General features: G+C 43.4%; 19 protein-coding genes and 4 pseudogenes. 9 read left to right on the forward strand and 14 right to left on the reverse strand.

Translation table 11 applies throughout. The features are described from left to right. Positions 1 to 196: 196 nt before the first annotated feature. From ACYRY3_RS02820 to ACYRY3_RS02845, 6 genes and pseudogenes are all read right to left on the reverse strand, one after another. Positions 197 to 1,333: a mechanosensitive ion channel family protein gene (locus ACYRY3_RS02820; RefSeq protein ID WP_460200261.1), complete on the reverse strand. Its 1,137-nt coding sequence runs from the start codon at positions 1,331 to 1,333 to the stop codon at positions 197 to 199. 18 nt (positions 1,334 to 1,351) lie between these two features. Further along, positions 1,352 to 2,323: a mechanosensitive ion channel family protein gene (locus ACYRY3_RS02825; protein ID WP_460200262.1), complete on the reverse strand. Its 972-nt coding sequence runs from the start codon at positions 2,321 to 2,323 to the stop codon at positions 1,352 to 1,354. A gap of 532 nt (positions 2,324 to 2,855) precedes the next feature. Next, positions 2,856 to 3,041, reverse strand: a pseudogene (gene rpmG / locus ACYRY3_RS02830) (50S ribosomal protein L33); the annotation flags it as partial. Positions 3,042 to 3,084: 43 nt separating this feature from the next. After that, the gene (locus ACYRY3_RS02835) at positions 3,085 to 3,630 is read right to left on the reverse strand and encodes an RDD family protein (RefSeq protein WP_460200263.1); all 546 of its coding nucleotides are present in this window, start codon (positions 3,628 to 3,630) and stop codon (positions 3,085 to 3,087) included. A 49-nt stretch (positions 3,631 to 3,679) separates the two neighbouring features. Further along, on the reverse strand, positions 3,680 to 5,239 hold the full coding sequence (locus ACYRY3_RS02840) for a sensor histidine kinase (RefSeq protein ID WP_460200264.1): 1,560 nt from the start codon (positions 5,237 to 5,239) through the stop codon (positions 3,680 to 3,682). Positions 5,240 to 5,250: 11 nt separating this feature from the next. Further along, positions 5,251 to 5,703, reverse strand: a complete 453-nt coding sequence (locus tag ACYRY3_RS02845; protein ID WP_460200265.1) for a response regulator — start codon at positions 5,701 to 5,703, stop codon at positions 5,251 to 5,253. Between the two features lie 16 nt (positions 5,704 to 5,719). Between ACYRY3_RS02845 and ACYRY3_RS02850 the strand changes: the two genes are divergently transcribed. From ACYRY3_RS02850 to ACYRY3_RS02880, 7 genes and pseudogenes are all read left to right on the forward strand, one after another. Beyond that, entirely contained in the window at positions 5,720 to 7,369 is a 1,650-nt protein-coding gene (locus tag ACYRY3_RS02850) for a hybrid sensor histidine kinase/response regulator (RefSeq protein ID WP_460200266.1), read from the forward strand. A 92-nt stretch (positions 7,370 to 7,461) separates the two neighbouring features. Next, positions 7,462 to 8,505, forward strand: a complete 1,044-nt coding sequence (locus ACYRY3_RS02855; RefSeq protein ID WP_460200267.1) for a S66 peptidase family protein — start codon at positions 7,462 to 7,464, stop codon at positions 8,503 to 8,505. A 126-nt stretch (positions 8,506 to 8,631) separates the two neighbouring features. Further along, positions 8,632 to 8,958: pseudogene (rpsK, locus tag ACYRY3_RS02860) on the forward strand (30S ribosomal protein S11); the annotation flags it as partial. Between the two features lie 495 nt (positions 8,959 to 9,453). Continuing rightward, complete coding sequence (locus ACYRY3_RS02865; RefSeq protein ID WP_460200268.1) at positions 9,454 to 10,401, forward strand: DNA-directed RNA polymerase subunit alpha; 948 nt, start codon at positions 9,454 to 9,456, stop codon at positions 10,399 to 10,401. An 87-nt stretch (positions 10,402 to 10,488) separates the two neighbouring features. Next, entirely contained in the window at positions 10,489 to 10,839 is a 351-nt protein-coding gene (gene rplQ / locus ACYRY3_RS02870; RefSeq protein WP_460200269.1) for a 50S ribosomal protein L17, read from the forward strand. A 78-nt stretch (positions 10,840 to 10,917) separates the two neighbouring features. Next, positions 10,918 to 11,532, forward strand: a pseudogene (gene truA / locus ACYRY3_RS02875) (tRNA pseudouridine(38-40) synthase TruA); the annotation flags it as partial. Between the two features lie 196 nt (positions 11,533 to 11,728). Next, on the forward strand, positions 11,729 to 12,493 hold the full coding sequence (locus ACYRY3_RS02880; protein WP_460200270.1) for an SDR family oxidoreductase: 765 nt from the start codon (positions 11,729 to 11,731) through the stop codon (positions 12,491 to 12,493). Between the two features lie 545 nt (positions 12,494 to 13,038). Here the strand turns inward: ACYRY3_RS02880 and pdxR are convergent. From pdxR to tig, 4 genes and pseudogenes are all read right to left on the reverse strand, one after another. Then, a complete protein-coding gene (gene pdxR / locus ACYRY3_RS02885) occupies positions 13,039 to 14,427 on the reverse strand; it encodes a MocR-like pyridoxine biosynthesis transcription factor PdxR (RefSeq protein ID WP_460200285.1) in 1,389 nt (462 codons plus the stop codon). Continuing rightward, positions 14,428 to 14,952 (reverse strand): annotated as a pseudogene (locus tag ACYRY3_RS02890) (ClpX C4-type zinc finger protein); the annotation flags it as partial. 9 nt (positions 14,953 to 14,961) lie between these two features. Next, positions 14,962 to 15,657 (reverse strand): ATP-dependent Clp endopeptidase proteolytic subunit ClpP, encoded by a 696-nt coding sequence (gene clpP / locus ACYRY3_RS02895; protein ID WP_460200287.1) that lies wholly within the window; start codon positions 15,655 to 15,657, stop codon positions 14,962 to 14,964. 203 nt (positions 15,658 to 15,860) lie between these two features. After that, positions 15,861 to 17,381: a trigger factor gene (gene tig, locus ACYRY3_RS02900; RefSeq protein WP_460200271.1), complete on the reverse strand. Its 1,521-nt coding sequence runs from the start codon at positions 17,379 to 17,381 to the stop codon at positions 15,861 to 15,863. A gap of 156 nt (positions 17,382 to 17,537) precedes the next feature. Between tig and ACYRY3_RS02905 the strand changes: the two genes are divergently transcribed. Then, a complete protein-coding gene (locus ACYRY3_RS02905; protein ID WP_073361582.1) occupies positions 17,538 to 18,041 on the forward strand; it encodes a thioredoxin family protein in 504 nt (167 codons plus the stop codon). Here the strand turns inward: ACYRY3_RS02905 and ACYRY3_RS02910 are convergent. The 3 genes from ACYRY3_RS02910 to ACYRY3_RS02920 all read right to left on the reverse strand — a co-directional run bounded on the left by ACYRY3_RS02910 (position 18,038) and on the right by ACYRY3_RS02920 (position 21,955). Continuing rightward, positions 18,038 to 20,041: a ComEC/Rec2 family competence protein gene (locus ACYRY3_RS02910; protein ID WP_460200272.1), complete on the reverse strand. Its 2,004-nt coding sequence runs from the start codon at positions 20,039 to 20,041 to the stop codon at positions 18,038 to 18,040. The two genes, ACYRY3_RS02905 and ACYRY3_RS02910, sit on opposite strands and share 4 nt — an antisense overlap. A 24-nt stretch (positions 20,042 to 20,065) precedes the next feature. Next, positions 20,066 to 20,296 (reverse strand): C40 family peptidase, encoded by a 231-nt coding sequence (locus ACYRY3_RS02915; protein ID WP_460200273.1) that lies wholly within the window; start codon positions 20,294 to 20,296, stop codon positions 20,066 to 20,068. A 105-nt stretch (positions 20,297 to 20,401) separates the two neighbouring features. Next, entirely contained in the window at positions 20,402 to 21,955 is a 1,554-nt protein-coding gene (locus ACYRY3_RS02920) for a cation:proton antiporter (RefSeq protein ID WP_460200274.1), read from the reverse strand. A gap of 39 nt (positions 21,956 to 21,994) precedes the next feature. Between ACYRY3_RS02920 and ACYRY3_RS02925 the strand changes: the two genes are divergently transcribed. Next, positions 21,995 to 22,210, forward strand: a complete 216-nt coding sequence (locus ACYRY3_RS02925) for a hypothetical protein (RefSeq protein ID WP_460200275.1) — start codon at positions 21,995 to 21,997, stop codon at positions 22,208 to 22,210. 58 nt (positions 22,211 to 22,268) lie between these two features. On the opposite strand, the gene ACYRY3_RS02930 is transcribed toward ACYRY3_RS02925, so the two are convergent. Beyond that, on the reverse strand, positions 22,269 to 23,009 hold the full coding sequence (locus ACYRY3_RS02930; RefSeq protein WP_460200276.1) for a superoxide dismutase: 741 nt from the start codon (positions 23,007 to 23,009) through the stop codon (positions 22,269 to 22,271). Positions 23,010 to 23,210: the final 201 nt, after the last annotated feature.

Raw genomic sequence — 23,210 nt, forward strand, 5'->3', positions numbered from 1 at the left:
ACGTATTGATAAAGAAATACCAAATCTGAAATACGGATTTCAGGCATTCAAGCTTGATTTTTCGACACTTTTTAAGCCAAGTAGACAATCAACTAGGGCTTGAACCTGTTTTCCTTTTTTTCAGATTTTGACTACCAGAGCAAAGAAAGCTTGTTTAAAATGGTGAAATATCTCAGTTTAAATGGATTTTGTCAAGCTAAATTGGTATAGGAGAGTCGATATAGAGTGTTGGCTCTTGCATGGTAAATTGTATGCCATGACTCTGAAGCTTTTTCGCTATAGATTCATTTGCTAACTCTAATAAACGCTTGCGGAATTCAATCGAATTTTCATTTGAGCCTAGAATAAAGAAACTCACCCTCGCACGAACTCCCTTTGGATTATCCTCATGGGGAAACAGACTAATCTTTGTACTGTTTGAATCTATGCCAAACAATGTGCTGCTACTTTCCTTGATGACTTTTTCCAGCAATGCTTGTTCAGGTTTTTCTAATTGCCGAGGAAAATTAAGATATAGTAAGACCATCACCTTCTTCCCTCGCGTCACGTTTTCGATATCTGATTCTGCCATCACTGAGTTAGGAACAACTATGAGAGTACTTTTAGCAAGTGTCCGCAGCTTAGTTGAGCGCAAACCAATAGCCTCAACACGCGCCAATAAAATTCCTTGGGAACTTAAATGAATGCGAATGTACTCTCCAGGGAGATAAGGACGGTCTAAGTAGATGACAACTGTTCCAAAAATCTGTTCCAGAGTTTTTTGAGAGGCAAAAGCAACTGCTATGCCTCCAATCCCCAAACCTGCAATTAAACCAATCAAGTTCACGTTTTGGCTTTGAGCAAATGCTACCGCCACAATAAACCCAATAACGATATTAGCAATGGTTTCAAAAACGAGCAGTAACTCATCAACTTCAAAACCCAGTTTGCGAATTAATTCAATTCCATAGATCCGCAAGAAGTTCTTAAATAAACTGGAAATAAAAATGGCAATACTGATAGCTATTGATAAATCTGAGAAGAATTTTAAAAAATTGTAAAATCCTGTATATTCTTGAATTAAATTCAGCGCTACTGAAACAAGAATTAATGTCATTACAGTCGAGAGTGTTTTTGACTGCGGCTCGACTAAGTTTTCATAAATCCTGGAGAAAAGTTGAGGGGTAAATCTCCTGACAATCAATGAAAGAAAGCGGGGGCTAGATTTCCCAACTATCCACGCTAGAAAGACAAAGAATAAGAAAATGGCGAGTTTGATTCCAATTGCTATCAGAAGCTTTTGTGTGGCTTCGTCCAACACAAACCAAGGTTTTATGCTCAGTAAAGTCTCCATTGCAGCCCAATAGTTAAATTAGATAGTAATCGGTGCATCAACATTAACTGGTATTTCTTCAAGATTGAAGGGAATACCATACTCCTTTAATCGCAGAGACATGCTTTGTTTCGCTACATCTAGTAAAGAACTACGCATTTCCATTGACATTTCACCAGAACCGAGAATGAAAAAGTTTATTTGAGCCTGAGTAATATTGGCTATTCCCTCTCGGATAATATCTTTAAATGTCACATCTGTATTGCGAGAGTCAATCCCAAAAATCTCATTGGTACTTTCTAATATGACTTGACGAATTAAAGCTCTTTCATCTTCTAGCAATTCTCGGTAGAAAGTTAGATAAACTAGAGAAACAACTTTTCTGGCTCCAGTGAAGTTCTCGATACTCATGTTTGTTAGAGAGTTATTGGGAACTATAGTTACAGTTCCTTTGCCAGAATTCCGAATTTTAGTGGAACGCAACCCAATGGACTCGACTCTACCAAATGTGCCGTCAGGTAAACCGATATAGTCATCCATGACAAAAGGTCGGTCAATATAGAGTATGATCCCTCCCAATAACTGCTGCAAAGTCTGTTGTGCAGCGAAGGCAATAGCTAATCCACTTAGTCCCAAACTGGCTGTCAAACCTAAGACATTGACGTGGTGAGTTTGAGCAAAAATAAAGAAAATAATGATAAAAATAGCGACATTAGCGACAGCTTTACCTACTGCTAGTAATTCCCCGTTGATTTTACGGCTGAGGGCAGTTTCCTGCAAGTAAGCTTCGTAGAATTTCTCAAACAAGCGAGAGGTTAACCAACCAGTTGTAATCGCAACTAACAACGCTATCACAAATTCGAGGTAGTTGAGCCAACTTGGTTTAGGAATTAGTAACAAACTTAGGTCAATCAGGACTAAAACAGCAGTTAAACGCAATACATTTTGATAAGAAGATGTTACTGTCAAATATATTCTTCTTCCTTCAGGAGATAAGAACCGAATTGTCATGAATTCACTCCCGCTCTTAAATAAGAACGCTAATAGAAATAACAGAGCACAAAAACTGACTGCCACCCCTATGCCACAGGTAATAATGACTATTGGAAGCAGATCACCTCGAATTGTTTCCGAATAGAGATTGATATCCAAAATCAAATTAACTCTCTGTTAATAATTGTCTATATTGTCCTCACATCTTCTATTTATGAACCTCCCTTTCTATATTTCTATATGGACGCTCCTGTTAAGAAAGATGTGACTAATGGATCGCACCACAGCAAGGGGAGGTTCTTTCTTTGCATCTTCATATGGAAACTGTCTCGCCTATTTGTAATACTTGATACAGTTTTTCCTACAGCTTTGCACATTACATAGGTTAGAGCCTTACTGCATTGAGCAGCTTAACGTTATAATACCACGACTGGCACTATTAGAGTTCTTGTAATAAGCAAATATGAATTAAGGGGCGATTTCTTATATTTGTGGGAGCGAGGGCCGGAATTCCCACAGATGCGTCGTTACACCAAAGTGCATCTATATTTTTGTTGTGAACAGTGTGCTTGTTGCAGTGGGGGCAGAACTTTTTCAGTTCTAACCTGTTTGTTGTGTTGCGTCGATTTTTCGTACTGGTATAACGAGAAACACCAGGAGAGCGCTTATCTGGATTTGTACGACATTCAGTACATTCTAGTGTCACTATTATGCGGACACCCTTACTCTTGGCCATAATCCTAAAAAAAGTACAGCTTGCTGAGAATTAACACAAATATCTATTGTCTCATATTACGTTGCACTTTTTCAACTATTTGCTTGACTTTTATATCAAGCGAATAGCCACGGTGCGACGAAACTACCATAGTCTTGGCGAATCGGTCATGCATTGCCTGCCGCAACTGAGTATCGGATAAAGCCGCACCACAGTCAATTGCCAAGGGAATCAATAGAAGTATAGCAGTGGGATTGCGGATGATGTTACTGAGTGTAATAGAAACTAACAGCGCACCCAAACAAACGATCGCTTCTCGCCGCAAAAATGCTTGTAAGTCGGGAACTTTTCCGCGTTCTTGCTCCAACACCTTAATATCAAAGGCATACCGCCCCAAACTCTGCCCTTGATTGTTGTAGGGTACAATGACACGTAAAAGACCCCAACCAATAATAAACACGAGTATCTGAACGATTTGAATGCCGAGTTGAGAACCTCCCAATAAGGAACTCACGACCCAGACAGTGAGGAAATCCATTCCCAATGCCATACCTCGCCGCCCTATCTCAACTTTATGATAGTGCTTGGGGGGAAGTCGTTCAATAGACATAACATTATGGTGGGTTTATTTAGAGTTTACCTTGATAATAAAGCCGAATTTAAGTAGATACTTGCGAGTCACAGTTTTGCTCGCCCTCAAAGCTTTCCAATGGCTGTGTAGTGTGACCATCCAATGGTAAAGTGACTGTGAATGTGGTTCCCACTCCAACTTCGCTTTCTATCTGAATCTGACCTTGATGTAAATCCACACACTTTTTCACAATCGAAAGCCCCAATCCCGTACCTTGAATGCGACCAACATTAGTAGCGCGATGGAAAGTTTCAAACAATCGTTGTTGGTCTTTTAATGGAATTCCAATACCTGAATCTTTGATTTGGAAAGTCGCAGTATCGTTTTGGTACGTTAAATTCAATTGAACTATACCCCCTGTAGGAGAATATTTAATTGCGTTAGATAGTAAGTTGTTTAAAATGTGGCGCAACAGATGTTCATCCATGACAGATAAAGACTGTTCTCCTTGGATGCTAAAGTCAATACGGTGCTGAACTCCTGCACTTTGTTGAAAAGTTTGTACAAGTTCGTTACAGAAATTTTCTAAATCGAGGGGTGCAGGTTCGTACTCTAATTTTCCAGCATCACTTCTGCCCAGTAACAAAACTTCATCTAACAGTTGCAACATTTGGCGAAGAGCAGTTTGAATTTGCCCAAAATACTTGGCTTTCTGCTGTTCGTTCAATTCTTGATTGTAGGTTTCAAGGATTTCTACTGCAGTGCGAATAACGGTCATGGGATTGCGGAATTCATGGGAAACCATCGACACAAATTTAGATTTCATGTCGTTGAGTTCCCGTTCTTTTTCCCAGGCATTTTTAATTTCTGCTTCCGCACGTTTGCGATCGCTAATATCTCGACCTTCAACAATCAGCAGCACCACTTTTCCAGTATTGTCCTTCAACGGTTTGAGAGAAAAATCTATCCAAAGTTCCGTATTATCTAAACCCCTAATTTGCTGTTCGTTGCGGACAAATTCTCCATGAGATGCTTTGGCTATGGCAGTTTTTAACCAATCGCTAGTTTCACAGCAATTCCAACGTGGGAGTTCCCAAAAAGGCTTGCCCACACAAGCTTCCTGTTGGCTACCACAGACATCAAGGGCAGTTTTATTAATTTCTAAAACAATGCCTTCAGGGCTCAGTAGACTCATTAACTGAAATGTCTGTTCAAAAATCCCCCGGAAGCGACGTTCGCTTTCTTCCATCTGTTTGAGAATTTGCCCCCGCTCAATTGCATAGCGGATAGCACGCCCTATAAGTTGAGGCGTGATTTGCCCCTTAACCAGATAATCTTGCGCTCTTTTTGCCACTGCTTGTAAGGCAATTTCTTCGTCATCAAATCCTGTAAGTACCACAATGGGGATATTGGGTGCTGCAGCATGAAATTCTGCAACCGTGTTTAATCCTTCAGAATCAGGCAGAGAAAGGTCTAACAAAACTATGTCAAAACTTCTGTCCTCACAAGCAGCGATGGCATCTTCCAAGCGCTCGAAGTGGCACACCTGCCATTTGTCACCACCCAAACGCGATAGGGTTTGCTGCAAGAGTTTGGCATCGCTGGGACTATCCTCGACTAAAAGAATGCTAATTGATGTCTCATTCATAAGAATTCAGCTTATTTAGGTGGTAACTTCACTGCTGCTAGCCAAAAGTCATTAATCAAATGCACGATTTGAAGGAACTGATGAATGTCAACTGGCTTGGTAATGTAGCAGTTGGCATTTAAGTCATAAGATTTGAGTACATCCTGTTCATCCTCACTCGTAGTCAGCACCACAACGGGAATTCGTTTGAGATCCGGGTCAGCTTTGATTTCTGCCAGGACTTCTCGACCATCCAACCCTGGTAGGTTGAGGTCAAGTAAAATGAGATCCGGACGAGTGGCGGTGGCATACTTGCCTTGGCGTCGTAAATACTCAATAGCTGTCTCACCATCTTCCACCCAATTTAATGTGTTGGCGATTTTAGCTTTTCCCAAGCTTTTTATGGTGAGATTAGCGTCGCTGTATGAATCTTCTACTAGCAAAATCTCAACTGGTCGAGTGCTCTGGCTGTCAATATTATTCATAATTATTCATAATTATTTGTCTCAAGCAGTTATAGGTGTTTTAGCCCGTATTGAACTCCATTTAAGGCTTGGGAAACTGACTAAGACACTTCAGGAGCAAAATCAGCGGCTGGAGGAGGAAATTGCCGACCGCAAGCTTGCAGAACAGAAAATTCAAGAACAAGCTGCTTTGCTGGATATCAGCACAGACGCAATTCTCGTTCGAGACTTGGATAACGAAATCCGTTTTTGGAACAAAGGGGCAGAACATTTGTATGGATGGAAGGCAACAGAAGCAATTGGCAAGAATGCCAAAGAGCTTTTGTATTCCACCGAAACCTTATCTCAAGTTCAAGAGATCCAGAAAAGTCTAGCTGAAAATGGAACGTGGCAGGGTGAGTTAAATCAGGTTCACAAAGAAGGTCACACCATCATTGTTGCCAGCCGATGGACGTTGATGCGCGATAAAGATGGGAAACCTAAGTCGATTCTGACAGTTAACACCGACATTACAGAGAAAAAACAACTTGAAAGCCAGTTTCTCCGCGCCCAGCGACTGGAAAGCATTGGTACACTTGCTGGTGGTATTGCCCATGACTTGAATAACATCTTCACTCCTATCCTGGCGTCGGCGCAGCTCCTACAGTACAAACTCCCCAAGCTTGATGAGCGGAACCAACAGATATTAAAGACTATAGAAAATAACACGAAACGTGGGGCGGCTTTGGTCAAACAAGTGCTGCAATTTGCACGGGGAGTCGAAGGCAAACGCGCAATTGTGCAAATTAATCCCTTGTTCTCGGAAATTCAACAAATTGTTCGAGAAACATTTCCAAAATCCATTGAATTTTTGATAAATGTAGAGCCAGACCTCTGGGCTGTTTTTGGGGATGCTACACACCTGCATCAAGTCCTCATGAACTTAATTGTTAACGCTCGTGATGCGATGCCAAACGGTGGGACTCTGACTCTTTCTGCCGAAAACCAGTTTATTGACGAACAATATGTTCGCATGAATCTAGAAGCAAGTGTCGGACCCTATGTTGCGATAACAGTTGCCGATACAGGAATTGGTATGCCCTTAGAAATTGCAGACAGAATATTCGAGCCCTTTTTTACTACCAAGGATTTTGGTAAAGGGACAGGGTTAGGTCTTTCAACTGTCAGGGGCATCATCAAAAGCCACGGTGGTTTTGTGAATGTAAATAGCAGAGTTGAAGAAGGAACTGAATTTAAGGTATTCTTGCCTGCAGTGGCGGTAACAACAACCTCACTTGCAAATCACCTGGAACTACCAAAAGGAAATGGAGAATTGATTCTCGTTGCAGATGATGAAGCGGATATTCTAGAGACGACCAAAATTGCATTAGAAACTTACAATTACAAGGTATTAATGGCTAGCAATGGGATAGAAGCGATCGCACTTTATGCCCAATACAAAGATGAAATTAACCTAGTCTTAGTAGATATGATGATGCCGGTGATGGACGGTGCCATGACCGTTCGCACAATACAGAAAATGAACCCCAATGCCCTGATTATTGCAGTCAGTGGTTTATCTAACGAGAAACTAGCAGGAGCCACTGGAGTTAAAGCATTTATTTCTAAGCCTTACACTAGTGAAGAATTATTGCAGACCATACATAGCATTCTTTACCAAAAATCGAGAAACTCTCTCGTTTATTAAATTACGTTATCTTACCATCATAAAACGTAAAATATCATATTGCGGGAAACGATGGTAATCCGATCGTCCCTGCTTCCCGTACAAAAACCTTTATGATAAAACGCCGTAACTTCCTTGCTGGACTAGCCGCATCTTCTTCCGTGTTAGCCTCTCCATTACACTTAGGGAGAGCAGCCAATCAACCCCTATTAAAACCCAAGCGTTTACAGCCCGGTTCTGTAGTAGGGATAGTCAGCCCAGCAGGTGCTGTATTTGTTCGGGAACAACTCAATATTGTCCTAGATGCAGTCAAGGCATTAGGGCTGGTTCCTCGAGTCGCACCTCATGTCCTTGAACGGTATGGTTATTTAGCAGGCAAAGATAAAGACCGCGCCGCTGATATCAATCAGTTTTTTGGCGATTCCTCTGTCGCTGCTATTTTGCCAATTCGTGGCGGGTGGGGAAGTAGCCGGATGTTGCCTTATCTAGATTACGATCGCATCCGTAAAAATCCCAAAATTCTAGTTGGTTTTAGTGATATAACATCATTACTTCTCGGATTAAACGCTAAAACCAATCTTGTGACATTTCACGGACCCAACGGGCTAAGTTCTTGGAGAAAAAGCCAAACAGAATATTTTCGCCGTCTTTTGTTCAATGGTGAAACTATTACCTTCAAAAACGAGAAAGATAGCGGCGATGCTGACCGTTTAATGCAGGTTAAGTACCGGATACAAACCATCACTTCTGGTAAAGCCAAAGGCAGGCTTATTGGCGGAAATCTTTCTGTTTTGACAGCAATTGTTGGTTCTCCTTATCTACCTGATTTTAACGGTGCAATTCTCTTTTTAGAAGATTTGAACGAGAATATATATCGTGTCGATCGCATGATGACCCAGTTAAAAATTGCAGGTCTACTTGATAAATTGGGTGGTTTTATTTTCGGGCAATGTTCTGATTGTTTGCCTGATGCTGATTACGGTTCTCTGACTCTTGAAGAAGTTATATGGGATCATATTAAACCACTGGGGATTCCTGCATGGTCTGGCGCTGCGATCGGGCATCTCGAAAACTTGCTGACATTGCCCATTGGTTTAGAGGTAGAAATAGACGCCAATGCTGGGTCAATTCGGATGCTAGAACCTGCCGTTCAATAAGAGACTTTATTTGCTGCCTTAAGAACTGGAAAAACTTTAAATGAGAACAAAACATAGTGAAAATCCACCACAGAGGTACTGCCCCTCCTGTTACCGCGTTATCACCACGGTGCCTCACTTTTCGGCTACATCCAGTCTACCTTCAACAATAGCATTGTCACCATCACCGATACAAATGGAGATGTTGTCTCCTGGGCAAGTGCTGGATCTAGCGGGTTTAAGGGAGCGAAAAAAGGAACTCCCTTTGCAGCGCAAACAGCGGCTGAAAGTGCAGCACGTCGAGCCATCGATCAAGGAATGCGCCAGGTTGAGGTAATGGTCAGCGGGCCAGGAGCCGGTCGGGAAACTGCTATTCGAGCACTTCAGGGCGCAGGTCTGGAAATTACTCTCATTAGAGATATTACCCCAATTCCCCACAATGGTTGTCGCCCCCCGAAGCGTCGTCGAGTCTAGGTCATATCTCTTATGGTGGTAAGAGAGCCTGGAGTTTGAGCCGTGCTTCTTCAGTACAGTGGTCAGTGACCGAGTATGAGTAAAGAATCATAGGTGGCATCGCCCAGGTCTCTTGACCGCCACAAGCTAGTGAACAGAACTGTTGCAGGTTTAACACCCACTACAAGCAGGCGTCACTGGTCGCTGATTGAAGCATAAACATACAAGTAGACTCAAAGCTTCAATATAGTAAGTAACCAACATACTATTAGCGCCCCTTAGCTATTGAGTACGTTAAACTTTACCGCCATTGGCAAAGATAAAGTTGGATAAACTTTGTAGCACATAGGGCAAGAAAACGAATTTGGTAGGGCAGACCCATGGTGAGCCAAGTCTACAAAGCGGGCTGCCCAACCTTTAAACACTGGTGAAGATAAATTTCCGCTACAACCAAGTGTTTGTGGAGGCAAATTAATTTCCTGCTAGCAGGACTTTAAATATAAGGGAGGCTACTCCGTGGCGCAATTTCAAATAGAATGTGTAGAATCTAATACCGAAGAAAGTAAAAGTCATTACAGTAAATTTGTCCTAGAACCTCTAGAGCGCGGTCAAGGAACAACAGTTGGTAACGCTCTAAGAAGAGTTTTACTATCGAATTTAGAGGGAACAGCAGTAACAGCAGTACGGATTGCGGGTGTTACGCACGAATTTGCGACAGTTCCGGGTGTAAGGGAAGATGTATTGGAAATCCTCATGAAGATGAAGGAAGTTGTCCTGAAAAGTTATTCTTCTCAACCCCAAATAGGTCGGTTACTAGTAACAGGTCCAACAACGGTTACAGTAGCGCACTTCGATTTACCCAGTGAAATAGAAGTCATCGATCCCACCCAGTACGTAGCAACTGTCGCTGAAGGCGGCAAGCTAGAAATGGAATTTCGGATTGAAAGAGGCAAGGGGTATCGCACTGTAGAGCGGGGTCGAGAAGAAGCCACATCTTTGGATTTTCTCCAAATTGATTCCGTATTTATGCCAGTAAGGAAAGTAAATTATAGCGTTGAAGAAACTCGGGGAGATAACGGCATACCAAAAGACCGATTGTTGTTAGAAGTGTGGACTAATGGCAGTTTAACACCACAAGAAGCGCTTTCCGGAGCTGCGGGTATTTTGGTAGATTTATTCAACCCATTAAAAGATATCTCCCTAGAACCCACAGATACAGCTACTGATATTCCAGACGACCCAACCGCTCAAATTCCTATCGAAGAATTACAGCTTTCAGTACGAGCTTACAACTGTTTGAAGCGTGCCCAAGTAAACTCTGTTGCCGATCTACTAGATTACACTCAAGAGGACCTATTAGAAATCAAAAACTTCGGTCAAAAGTCCGCTGAAGAAGTTGTCGAAGCCTTACAGCGGCGCTTGGGTATTACTCTACCAACCGAAAGGTCTTCTAAACATCCCTAAAATTGGTTATTAATTAGTAGTTAGTAAAACAACCACTAACTACTAACCACTAACCACTAGCCAACCATAACAACTTCCAAAACAATTATGCGTCACCGTTGTCGGGTAAAACAACTTAGCAAACCAGCTGACCAGCGTCGTGCTTTATTGCGTGCGCTGAGTACTGAACTCATCCGTCACGGACGGATCACTACTACCTTAGTCAGAGCTAAGGTAGTACGTGCTGAAGTAGACAAAATGATTACCCTAGCTAAAGACGGTTCTCTAGCAGCACGCCGCCAAGCCCTGGGTTACCTGTATGACAAAAACCTAGTTCACGCTCTTTTCGAGCAAGCACCTACTCGCTATGCAAATCGTCAAGGTGGGTACACCCGTATTCTGCATACAGTGCCTCGTCGGGGTGATAATGCTCAAATGGCAATCATTGAATTAGTCTAATTGTGTCATTTGTCATTTGTCATTAGCCAAAAATGACAGATAAATGACATTAGACAAATGACACCGGACAAAATTTCTATGTTAGATAGCCACCAGCCTAAATTAACGACCCATCGAGTCGCCTTGGTCATTCAATACCTGGGCACTCACTTTCATGGCTGGCAACGGCAACCACAACATCGCAGCGTCCAAGAAGAGATAGAGAAAGCGATTTCTACTGTATTGGGTTATCCGGTGACACTACATGGTGCGGGACGCACTGATGCTGGAGTTCACGCTGCTGCTCAAGTAGCCCATTTTGATGCCATAGATACAATTCCAGCTCGTAAGTGGGCAGCCATTTTGAACAGTTATCTTCCCAAAGATATCTTGATTCGAGCTTCAGCAGAAGTTAATGACGGTTGGCACGCTCGCTTTAGTGCTATCTATCGGCGGTATCGCTATACACTCTATACTGAAGGGATACCAAATTTGTTTGCCAGAGCCTTTAGCTGGCATTACTATCATGAACCCTTAGATGAATTTCTCATTCAAGCAGCACTAAAACCTCTGGTTGGGCAACATCATTTAGCTGCTTTTCACCGAGCAAACTCAGGTCGCAAGCATTCCTGGGTAGAAGTACAAGCAGCAGACTGTTACCGCAACGGTCCATTTCTTCATATTGAAATTCAGGCAAATGGATTTTTGTATGGCAAACGCCCATCCAAAATGGCCGCCCGAAGCTGTCGATAAATTTGCCCGGTTAAATCGTGACGTTCAGCCAGTGGTATATTAGATGGAATTCCATACCGTTTCCCACTGAAATTGGACTACTCAAGTTTCTCAAAATTGGCTCTTCAGTCAAACCAAAATCCGCTCTAACTTTAAATTATCAACTTTAAACCAATGCTTGTTTTACAGGAGTCAAGATATGAAAATTGTTATAGTTGGCGGCAGTGGGCGGATCGGTAAAAAACTGGTAAAAAGTCTTCGCGATCGCGGACATGAGGCAGTAGCAGCATCCCCTTCATCGGGTGTCAATGCCGTTACAGGTGAGGGACTGTCTGAGGTGCTGGTGGATGCCAAGGTTGTCGTCGATGTAACCAGCTCACCATCTTTTGAAGATAAGGCGGTCTTGGAGTTTTTTGAGAAGTCATCCCGGAATCTGCTGGCGGCTGAGGCTAAGGCTGGTGTGAGTCATCACGTTGCCGTGTCGATCGCTGGTGCCGATCGCATCCCCGATAGTGGCTATATGCGGGCGAAAGTCGCTCAGGAAAAGCTAATCCAGTCCGCAGAGATCCCCTACACGATTCTCCGTGCTACCCAATTCTTCGAGTTCGTAGGAGCGATCGCCGCCCAATTTCCCACTGATGGGCAAACGGTGAGCGTGCCCTCTGCCTTTATCCAGCCCATCCTGACAGATGACGTTGCAGATGCGCTGGTCAATATTACACTGGGAGCGCCAGTAAACGGCATCGTCGAACTGGGTGGTCCAGAGCGGTTCCGTTTTGACGAACTCATTCAACAATTCTTGAATGCAAACCAGGATGCACGTCAGGTCATGGTGGACAGCGATGCGCGTTACTTCGGAGCAAAGTTGAGCGATCGCTCTCTCATTCCAGAAGACAACTCCCGCATCGGTTCAACCCGTTTCCAGGACTGGCTCAACCACTAATTCGCTTCAAGATCGCGAATGAGAATTCAATATCAGGGCACATCAGACCCATTTGACATTGAGCCGAGATCCGGTGCAAAAACGGAAATAGAAGCTAAAAAAGCTTATCTTGTATAGGTTTCAGCTTTTTACCTTTCTCATTTTCTCCAAACATAAGAAGGTGAAATTCTTCTAGTATGAACACGCACCCTAGCATGTTCGGTTAAACACTTATAATAAAAATACCCCTCCCTAACCCTCCCCTTAATAAGGGGAGGGTGCCGTTAGGCGGGTGGGGTAGAATTTGTGTATCGTAAGTAATGAGTCGAACATGATATAAGCCCTGCGCCTAAACCTTAAAATTTCACTACAGAAGCAATCTGCGCTGAAGCTGGTCTATCTCGTGTTTATTGGTACGACATAGAAAAAGAAAACGTGAGAGATTCGTTACCAGAAGACACTCTCCGCAAGAGTGTGGATTTTGGGGTGAACTGTGATGTATGAACCGCTCCGAACGCACTCTTCTCTCTTCTTTCGAGAGCGTCCTCTGCGCCTAGTAAGGTTCATTATATTTTTTCTTTTTTTGAAAAAACTTTTCTCAATACATCCAAACCTGCATCAATTTGCTCAACCTCAATAGTACCATATCCAAAAATCAAACCCGATTTAACCGTGGATGACGCATAAAAATGCTCAAGAGAAAAAAGAAATATCCCCTGCTCTGCTGCTTCATCAATAACAGCACTGCTTTTCATATCAGAAGTTAAAAAAGTAGCAATATGCAGACCTGCTTCAGCGGGAATAGGTTGTAACCAATCCGAAAAAGATTTCTTCAGACCCGCAATTAAACATTGCCGACGCCGGTCATAAATCTTATGTAACTTACGAATATGCTTTGCTAAATAACCATCAAGAATAAACTTTGCCAGTGTTGCTTGCGCTAACAAAGGACTATGCAGATCGCTCAGTTGTTTTGCCACAACCAACGCCTGTTGTATCAAATCTGGAGCGACAATAAATCCCAAACGGAGCTCTGGAAACATCACTTTCGAGAATGTCCCTACATAGAGGACTCTTCCAGTACGGTCTAAATTCTGCAACGATTCCAATGGTCGTCCGGCAAAACGAAACTCGCTATCGTAATCATCCTCAATAATAGCCGCCCCATGCTGTGTTGCCCATTCCAGGAGTGCGATCCGACGTGGTAATGACATTGGCATCCCTAAAGGAAACTGGTGCGAGGGAGTCACATATATCAGCTTTGCATTTTTGGGAAGACACTCCACTTGCAGTCCTTGTGCATCCACTGGGACTCCAACCACTTGTGCGCCATAGGACTCGAAAAGAAGACGTACAGGAAGATAGCCCGGATCTTCCACTGCTACCACTGTTTGTGGTTCAATCAGAACTCGCGCAATTAAATCAAATGCTTGCTGTGCGCCATTAGTCACAATTACGTTGTCCAGATGACACCTGACTGCACGGCTGAAGGACACGTATTTGACGATCGCTGAGCGTAATTCTCTCAGACCTTCTGGCGGGCCATATCCTACAGGTGCTTCGGCCAAACGACGCGAACAAAAAGCTGATATGCGCCGCCACTCTTCAAAGGGAAATCTCGGTTTATCGGGAAGACTTAGCGAAAAGTTATACATCAAATTGGCTGGTGGTGGAGGTAACAATTCAGCACCTGTTAACTGTCGCCAAAAAGGTTTGATCTCAATAGCCGATTGTCTGAGATTGTGAAGGGAGCGATCGCTTGAAACAATATCAGCAACGAAAGTACCTGCACCAACGTGTCCCTCAAGCAATCCATCACTCATGAGCAAATCATAAGCCTGCATCACCGTATTTCTCGAAACACCCAATTGAGACGCCAGTTCGCGAGTTGGTAGTAGTTGCTCGCCTGCAGGCAAACGCCCATCCAAAATGGCCGCCCGAAGCTGTCGATAAATCCCTGCTTCTGTTAGGGTGGTAGCATCAGCGACAGCAAAGGGTACGTCGAGAATTTTGGCTAGAGTTTGAGCTAGGAGAGTTTTTCCGCAACCTGTGGGGCCAATGAGCAATATGTTAGACTTTTGCAGTTCGACTGAATCGTCCAATGCCTTGCCACTGCCTTTAGATTGGACTATGGACAACCGCTTGTAGTGATTGTACACTGCGACTGAAAGCACTTTTTTGGCTTCATCTTGACCAATTACGTGTTCATCTAGGTACTTTTTAATCTCTCGCGGTTTTGGAATTTGATTGAACGAGAGATTAGAGGAGCGGCGGGAGCGTTTCTGAGGTGGTTCTGACCTGGGTGCTGGTTGAGACGACGCTGCCCCATTCGTGTCTAGTAACTCTTCATCCAGGATTTCATTACACAAGTCAACGCATTCATCGCAAATGTAGACTCCCGGTCCGGCGATTAGCTTGCGAACCTGCTCCTGAGACTTGCCACAAAATGAACACTTTAAATGGGAGTCGTACTTAGACATACCAGCCTCTTATTTCAGAACGGGGACGTTTTCCCCTGCGGTGGGGAGATTTTGTCGTAATATGACTTGATCGATCAAGCCATAATTTTTTGCCTCCTCTGCCGACATAAAAAAGTCGCGTTCAGTATCGGCTTCTATTCTTTCTAATGGTTGACCAGTATGCTGAGCCAGTAACTGATTCAACTTAGATTTATGATAAAGAATTTCTCTGGCTTGTATTTCGATGTCTACTGCCTGTCCTTGTGCGCCACCCAAGGGTTGGTGAATCATAATTCGGGAGTCAGGGAGAGACATCCGCTTACCAGGAGTTCCTGCTGCTAACAAAAATGCCCCCATACTGGCGGCTAATCCAAAACATATCGTCACTACATCTGGACGAATTTGTTGGATGGTATCATAAATCGCCATCCCTGAGGTGACTGAGCCACCAGGAGAATTAATGTACAGTTGAATGTCTTTCTCGGGGTCTTCAGCATCTAAAAACAACAACTGCGCCATTACAGCGTTGGCGACCACATCGTCGATGGGCGTTCCCAGAAAGATAATCCGATCGCGCAACAGACGAGAGTAGATATCGAAAGCCCGTTCTCCCATTCCGGATTGTTCTACCACCATCGGGACGATGTTGCTAGGTCCACCGAGGGAGTAAAGGTTTAACTTACTCGAACTGTTAATTTGGTAGTTTCCCGACTGCGATACAAGCATAAAAGAACGTTTGATAACAAGTGTAACAGTCATTCAAGCAGCGTTCGCCACTTGCGAATCTAGAACTGAATTCGCAATATAACTATGTGTTAACCATTATGCCTCATATAAATTGCTCTCGTGTGAAACAGTATCAAAACAAAACTTAAATCAGTGACCGGTGGGCTAAATTCCTGCCTCGGTCACTGCTTACCGGTTACTGTTTATTGTGCTGTATCAGTTTCTACCACTGATTCTGCTTTGACTTCCACCGTTTGCTCTGAAGCTGGTTCTGTTGATTCTACTTCAGCCACTGCGGTTGTTTCAGCGAGTTCCACAGTATCACCTTCTTCTATTGCTGTTTCAGCACTCAAAGAACCTTCAGGCACGAGTTCTACTGTTGAGCGTTCCAACAACCAATCCAGAATTGCTTCAGTCAACTGCTCGTTTTCCACGACTTCCTTGAGTCTTTCTGGGTCTACATCACGATCCGAGTATTGTTCTTGCAATTCTTTGATTTTCGCCGCTACCTCTTCTGCTGAGGTCTGAATTGACTCCCGTTTCCCGATTTCCTGTAAAGCTAAAGAGCGCTTAATGCGATCGACCGCCTCAGGGCGAGAACGTTCCCGCAATTGAGGAATCACATCTTGAGTAAACAACTGCTTGATATCAATTCCCTGCTGAGAAAGGCGCATAGCTGTTTGAGTCAGCATTGCATCCACTTCCTGTTGAATCATCGTTTCTGGCAAATCAACTTCCACGTACTTGAGCAGTTCAACCAAAAAAGCTTCCTGCTTATTTGATTTTGTTTTCTGGTCGGCTTCTTTTTGGAACCGCTCTTCTAAAGAACTCCGTAGTTCTGCCAAAGTTTCAAAGTCGCTGACTTCTTGTGCAAAGTCATCATTTAACTCTGGTAGTTCTTTTTCCTTCAATTCTTTAAGTGTTACGGTGAAAATTGCGGGTTTTCCTGCCAAATCTTCATTTGCGTAAGGGTCTGGAAACTGTGCTGATATTTCCTTAGTTTCTCCGGGATTCATTCCCACAATTCCCGTTACGAAGCCAGGAATGAATTTATCTTCCTGCAGTTCCACCTGAAAATCCGTTGCTTCTCCGCCCGGTATTGGTTCGGGTTCTGTGGTTGCGTCTTCACCTTCCCCTTTTGCGATTACACCCTTAAAATCCACCACAGCAATATCACCTAGCTGCGCTGTTCGCCCTTCTACAGGAATCAACGTTGCCATTTGTTGCCTTTCGCTTTCCAGGACTTGATTGACCCGTTCTGGATCGTACTTCACTTCCTCTGCTTTAATTTCCAAGTCGGTGTACTGACTCACCTGTACTTCTGGTTGTACATCCACCGCCGCCGAAAATGTCAGGGGTTTTCCTGGTTCATAATTGCTTATTAAGTCTTCAAAAGAAGAGCGTAACTTTGGCTGACCGATAGCCTGTACATCTGCTTGTTTTACCGCCTCTTCAATACCGTCCTGAATCAGTTCTTCTAGCGCCGCTGCCTTAATTCGAGTGACGCCCAGGCGCTGTAGCAATATTTGCCTGGGTACTTTGCCTTTGCGAAACCCAGGAATATTTGCAGTACTGCCTAAGTTTTTAATAACCTGTTCGTAAGTTGCCTTGGTCTTTTCCGGCGCTATTTCAATTTCCAGACCAATTTGACTGGCGGGAAGTTTTTCCTGGGTAACTGGCTTACTTGGCGCAGGTATCGCCGAAGCCTCCAAAAATTCAACCAATCTTCAGAAACTCAACACCTATGCCGACGGCTACCAACAACTGGCCCTCTACGCACTGATTGCCGGCGTTGTACTTATCGTTATTTCGCCTTTGGTCCGAAAATTGATGCAGGATGTGAAATAATTTGTAACTTTCGAACGTAAATTACTTTTGTTATGAAAAAAATTATACTTGCTTTTTTGTTGCTCACAGGACTTCAATCCCTTCAAGCGCAAGAAGGATTAACATGGCACACCGATATCAACAAGGCTATCGAACTTTCCCGCAGTGAACAAAAACCCTTGTTCTTATTTTTCACCGGAAGCGATTGGTGCGGTTGGTGTATCCGTTTGCAAACGGAAGTTTTTAAAAAGCCAGAATTTATCCAATGGGCCAAGGAAAAAGTAATCTTGGTTGAACTCGATTTCCCCCGACGTACCCCGCAAACCGACGCATTGCGTCAACAAAATATGCAATTGCAACAAGTCTTTCAAGTGCGTGGGTATCCCTCAGTTTATTTGGTAAAGCCCACCGAAGTCAATGGCAAAACCAATTTTGAACAGTTGGGTCAAACCGGTTACGTAGCTGGTGGTCCCGAAAAATGGTTAGCGGGAGCCAATGAAATGTTAACGCGCTATGTGCCCGATCCGAAACCCAAAAAAGACAAAAAGAAAGCCTAAAATACGCTAAACGATCCCTTTTCTGAAGTATCATGAAAAGGGATTTTTAGTTGATAACAACATTCTCTCCACGATTTTCGCAATTGATAGCCGTTGCTTCCGTCAAGCACAACCCAATCCGGGCGATGGCGTCGTAACCACGATTCAGGACCACACCGCGGATTATTGGTCACAATCAAAATATGAGGACGAACTTTTGGGAAACGCCCTGTTTCATCAACTAGTGCTATTTTCTTTCCGTTTAGCCAAAATCGATGTTGCCGCATGTCTTGTCGTGTAGCGGGTGCCAACCATCGGGATAAAGCAAACGCTTCAAGGGTCATAAGCGCGGTGTTATTTTTACATAAAAACCGATATTGATCGTACTGTTGATGCGCAATTAAAGTAGCTTTTCGTTGATGGAAAAGAATCCATGCCTCTTCTTGCCAATGGTAATGCCGAATGCCGAAAATCGCCAATTGAAAAACCAGTATACTCCCAAAGAAATTCCTGTAACTATAGAAGTTCCGCCGTTCCAACGCAAAAACGCCCATCACGATTATACCATACAAAAGGAGCATAGCCGTCAGATTCATCGGAATGCCACTCCAGACCATTTCTTCTTGTGCTGCAATGAGGCGGATGATCCCATTCATAAGGTCCAATGCCCACTGCATTAATTTTAATACAGGCGACCAAATCCAATTTAGATACGCCATCAAAACACTTAAAAGTCCCAAACCCATCAATACCCCCATTCCCGGTAATAAAAGTAAATTAGTTACGAAGAAAAGACCGGGAAATTGATGAAAGTAATACAATGACAGGGGCAATGTACCAAATTGTGCTGCTAATGAAACGGATAGTAAGTCGCGCACATACCGCCCTATTTTGGAGCGCGGTGACCAAAGATTTTGCAAAATAGGATGCAACCAGAGGATAAAAAAAACAGCCGTATAACTCAGTTGCAGTCCCACATCCCATAGCGCATGGGGTTCCCAAAGTAAAATAAGAAATAAAGAGGTAAACAAGGTGTTGTAACTGTTACTGCTCCGTCGCAGATACGCTCCCACAGCGAGTCCCGAAAACATCACCACCGAGCGCAATACGGAGGGAGCCAACCCAGCTAAAAATCCAAAGGACCAAAGTCCAAGGATGACCATTACAATTTTTACACGTCGATACCGTCGGGTGTTGGGAAAGGGTTTAAGCAGCGTTTGTATAAAAATCAGCACAAAACCCACATGAAGTCCAGAAACTGATAAAATATGTACTGCACCCGCTTTTTGATAGGCTTGAATTAAATCGGCATTCATATCTTGCTGTTGCCCCAGAATCAGCGCCATAACGAGCGCTAAATCCGATTCATTCAAGTGTTTTTTTAACCGTTGATGCACCGTTTGTCGAATGCCATCGGCTAGAGCAGGGATGCTTTTTGGGGGAGGTGCGAGCGATTTTGCACGCGCGACCAAGAGTTGACCATACCAATGTTTGTTTTTTAAATAAGCACTATAGTCAAATTGCCCAGGATTAACAGCGGGTTGCAAAGGAAGGAAAACTCCAGTTACACCGTATAACTCCCCAACGGTATAGGGTTGCTTATTTTTCGGAAAACCCACCACAATTTTTCCCATCGTTTTTTGTCCGTTCCACTGGTGTACCTCGGCCACATAACGCGTTCGTGTTGTAGAGGTGCGTAATTGGGATTCTAACGTAACAACAAGGGAGCAGGACTGCGATTTTTTTAGAAAATGCGAAAAGTGATTGGGATTTCGCTGCGGATTGTCCATCGCGATTCGCATCCCGCCGATTCCGACAAAGATCAATAACAGCAGGCCTCCAAGCGCGTTCGGTGGCACTATAAATTTTCGTGTGTAAAAATGGATGACTCCTACGGTAAGCGCTGAAAAAAGTATACCGCATGCCCATAGAACTGGGGGAACAACAATAAGTTTCCCGAGAAAAAGTCCAATAATAAAGGCGAGGGTAACTCGAATCAGCGGAAATTGAATGGCTTTCATATTCCGGCGTTTAGATGTTACGATTTACTCGATAACCCTATTCACCTGTGCAAAAGTTCGTTGATAGTAAGGCTCTTTGGTGGAGGAGACAACAACGCCTAACTGTGTTGACGAATGTACAAATTTTATTTCATCGGACGATACTTCCGTAATCATTCCCACATGATTTATGGTACGGCGTCCATTCGTTCGGAAAAAAATCAAATCCCCACGGCGGTATTCATTTCGATCCAATACCCGGCCAATACGGGCCATCTCGTGACTTTCAGCAAGGAATTTCTTTTACCAGTCCTGGTAAGGTCATTAAAAGTCAAAATAGCTACAAAGGCTCACTGCCGAAACCAGGGTCTTGAACAACTATTAATCATCATCAAGTCGGAGCAACTGTTCATCAATAGTTTGTATCCGCCCTTGTACAATATCTTCCGAAAGAATTCGCTTACGTATTGCTTCGTTGAGCGCTCCTTTTTCTGCTAGCAGTAAACGACGGCGAATAGCATCTAGTTTACTAAGCTCACCACTTTTAGTTTCAAACTCGTCAGGGCGGCGATTGTAAAATTCTCGTAGTGCCTTTTCTGCCCCAGCAATTCTCACTTGGTAAGCTGAACGCATCTCTTCATAGACGGATTTTGGCAACACTCCTGACTTCAACAGACTGTCTAATTCATCCTGCGCTGCTTTAGACGTGATTAATTGGGCTTGCAATTCTTCAACCTGCTGCTGAGTGGAGGAAAATTTAGATAAATTTAAGCGTTTTACCAACCAAGGCAAGCTTAAGCCCTGACCCACTAATGACACCAGCACGCTGCCAAAGACTAAAGTAATGAGACCTTCTCGCCCTGGCAATGTAGTGGGTAAGCTTAACGCCAGAGCCATTGAGAGTGAACCTTTGATGTTTCCTAGAAATAGTAAATGTTGCCAGCGTAGCGGAATTGGGCGATCGAACCAACGAATCCCTGCTAGCAGTGGGTAGACTGTAAGAACTCGCCCGACTTGATACGCCAAAACTGCGAGTAAAACTGCAGGTAAAGCTCTCCAAAGCGTTACTGGGTTAATTTCTATACCAATAAGCAGAAAAATAAAGGTGTTGGCACCAAAACTAGCATATTCCCAAAAACTTAATAAGGTAATGCGGCTAGAAGCGGAATTATTGCGAGAAAGCGCAAAATTCCCAAAGATTAATCCGGCAACAACTACAGCCACAGCTCCTGATACACCTAGAAATTGACCTACCTGAAAAGTTCCTAATGCAACTGCCACAGTTAGTAAGAGACTGCTAAGGGGATCGTCTAAACGGGTAAATACAGGTATACTCAAGTAACCCAAGACTAACCCCACTCCGCAGCCTCCTAGAGCGATAAATAGCAGCTGTTGGATTCCCTGTGGTAACGTGAGCGAACCTGTGGAATAGATTTGCACAATCAGGTTGAACGAAACTAGAGCTGCGGCATCATTGAATAGGGTTTCTCCTTCAACAATGGTGGAAAGTCTTGAGGGTACTGGAATCGTCTTAAAGACGGCAATCATTGAAACCGTATCCGTGTTTGCCAGAATGACTCCTACAAATAGAGCCGGTATCCAAGCCAGTCCCAACGCAAATTTCAACACAACGGCAATAATAGCACTGGAAAACACAGCCCCAGGACCAGCTAGGAAGGCAATTGGTTTAAACGTGCTTCGTAGGCGGCTAATATCTGTATTGATGCCAGCATCAAATATTAAAATCGGCAAAAAAAGATTCAAAACAAGAGTTGGATCTAAACCAATACGACGAGAGAATAGCTCAGTGATTGGCAAACCTGCTAACACTAACCCTGTAACGTAAGGAACACGAAGCCATCGCGTTAACAAGGCAACGCCAGTGGCTAAAAGCAGCAAAATAATTGAAACGGTCACTAAGGAAGCTACATCCACTTTAGTTCTACAAATTTGTCTTGACTTCTTTGATAAACGTTGCCAGAAAGGTCATACAAATGTCAAAAAATTTTTTGTTCGCTCATTAGGGAGAGTGTTTGGACACTCATTGAAGTTGCTGTTGGTTTTTATGATGCCCTGGGTGCTGGAGAAACTATTAAATTTGCTTATAACCTTAGCCGTAAACTCCTTCCTATAGAAAATATTCCAGAAGAAATAATTCCTAAACTACTGGGAAAAAAGTTGAAAAAGTAACTGGGGAAGCTAAGTTCCCCTGAAGGAATGAGGAGCAATGAGTGTCGGGAGTTCCCTACTATCTTTTACTTGATGCTGCAAAGCGCTTGTTAATTTCATCCCAGTTTAAGACGTTCCACCAAGCATTTAAATATTCAGCACGGCGATTTTGATATTTGAGGTAATAGGCGTGTTCCCACACATCATTACCCATAATTGGATAGTTTCCTTCACTCAGGGGATTGTCTTGATAGGGTGTTGTCATCACAGCAAGTTTGCCACCCTTAGTACGGACAAGCCAAACCCAACCACTTCCAAAACGACCACCACCAGCTTCGTTAAACTGCTTTTTGAAACTTGCAAAACTACCAAAGTTCTCTGTGATAGCTGATGCGATCGCTCCTGTTGGTTCTCCGCCACCTTTTGGCTTCATAATTCTCCAAAACATGGCATGATTGACGTGACCACCACCATTGTTGCGTACTGTTGTCCGAATATCCTCTGGTACGCTGTTGAGGTTGCGAATCAGGTCTTCAGGACTTCTACCCTTGAGTTCTGGATGTTTGTTTAATGCCGCATTCAAATTTTTTACATAAGTTGCATGGTGCTTATCGTGATGAAACTTCATCGTTTTGGCATCAATGTAAGGTTCTAACGCATTGTATGCATAAGGTAGTGGGGGTAGTTGAATAGCCCCTGCTGCATTGGGACTTGCCTGATTTCTTGCAGGCGGATTTTGTGCAAAACCACTAGCATCTAACGCTAAAACACCAGCACCAGATCCAAGTAAAAATAAGAAATGGCGACGATTAACAGTCATAATATTTCGCTGCGACCAATGTTTCTGTTTGCAGTCTTTATTTTCTTAGATTTTGGTGAATTATCAAATCAATTTTATATTTTACAAATAGGTTGTTACAAAATAAATTAAATAGTGGGAATTGTCATTTATCATTAGTCATTTGTCAAGGAGAAAATTTTTATTTTTTTACATTTCTTTATGTACTGATATCCTGCACCT

It is taken from the genome of Scytonema sp. NUACC21, assembly GCF_054684315.1.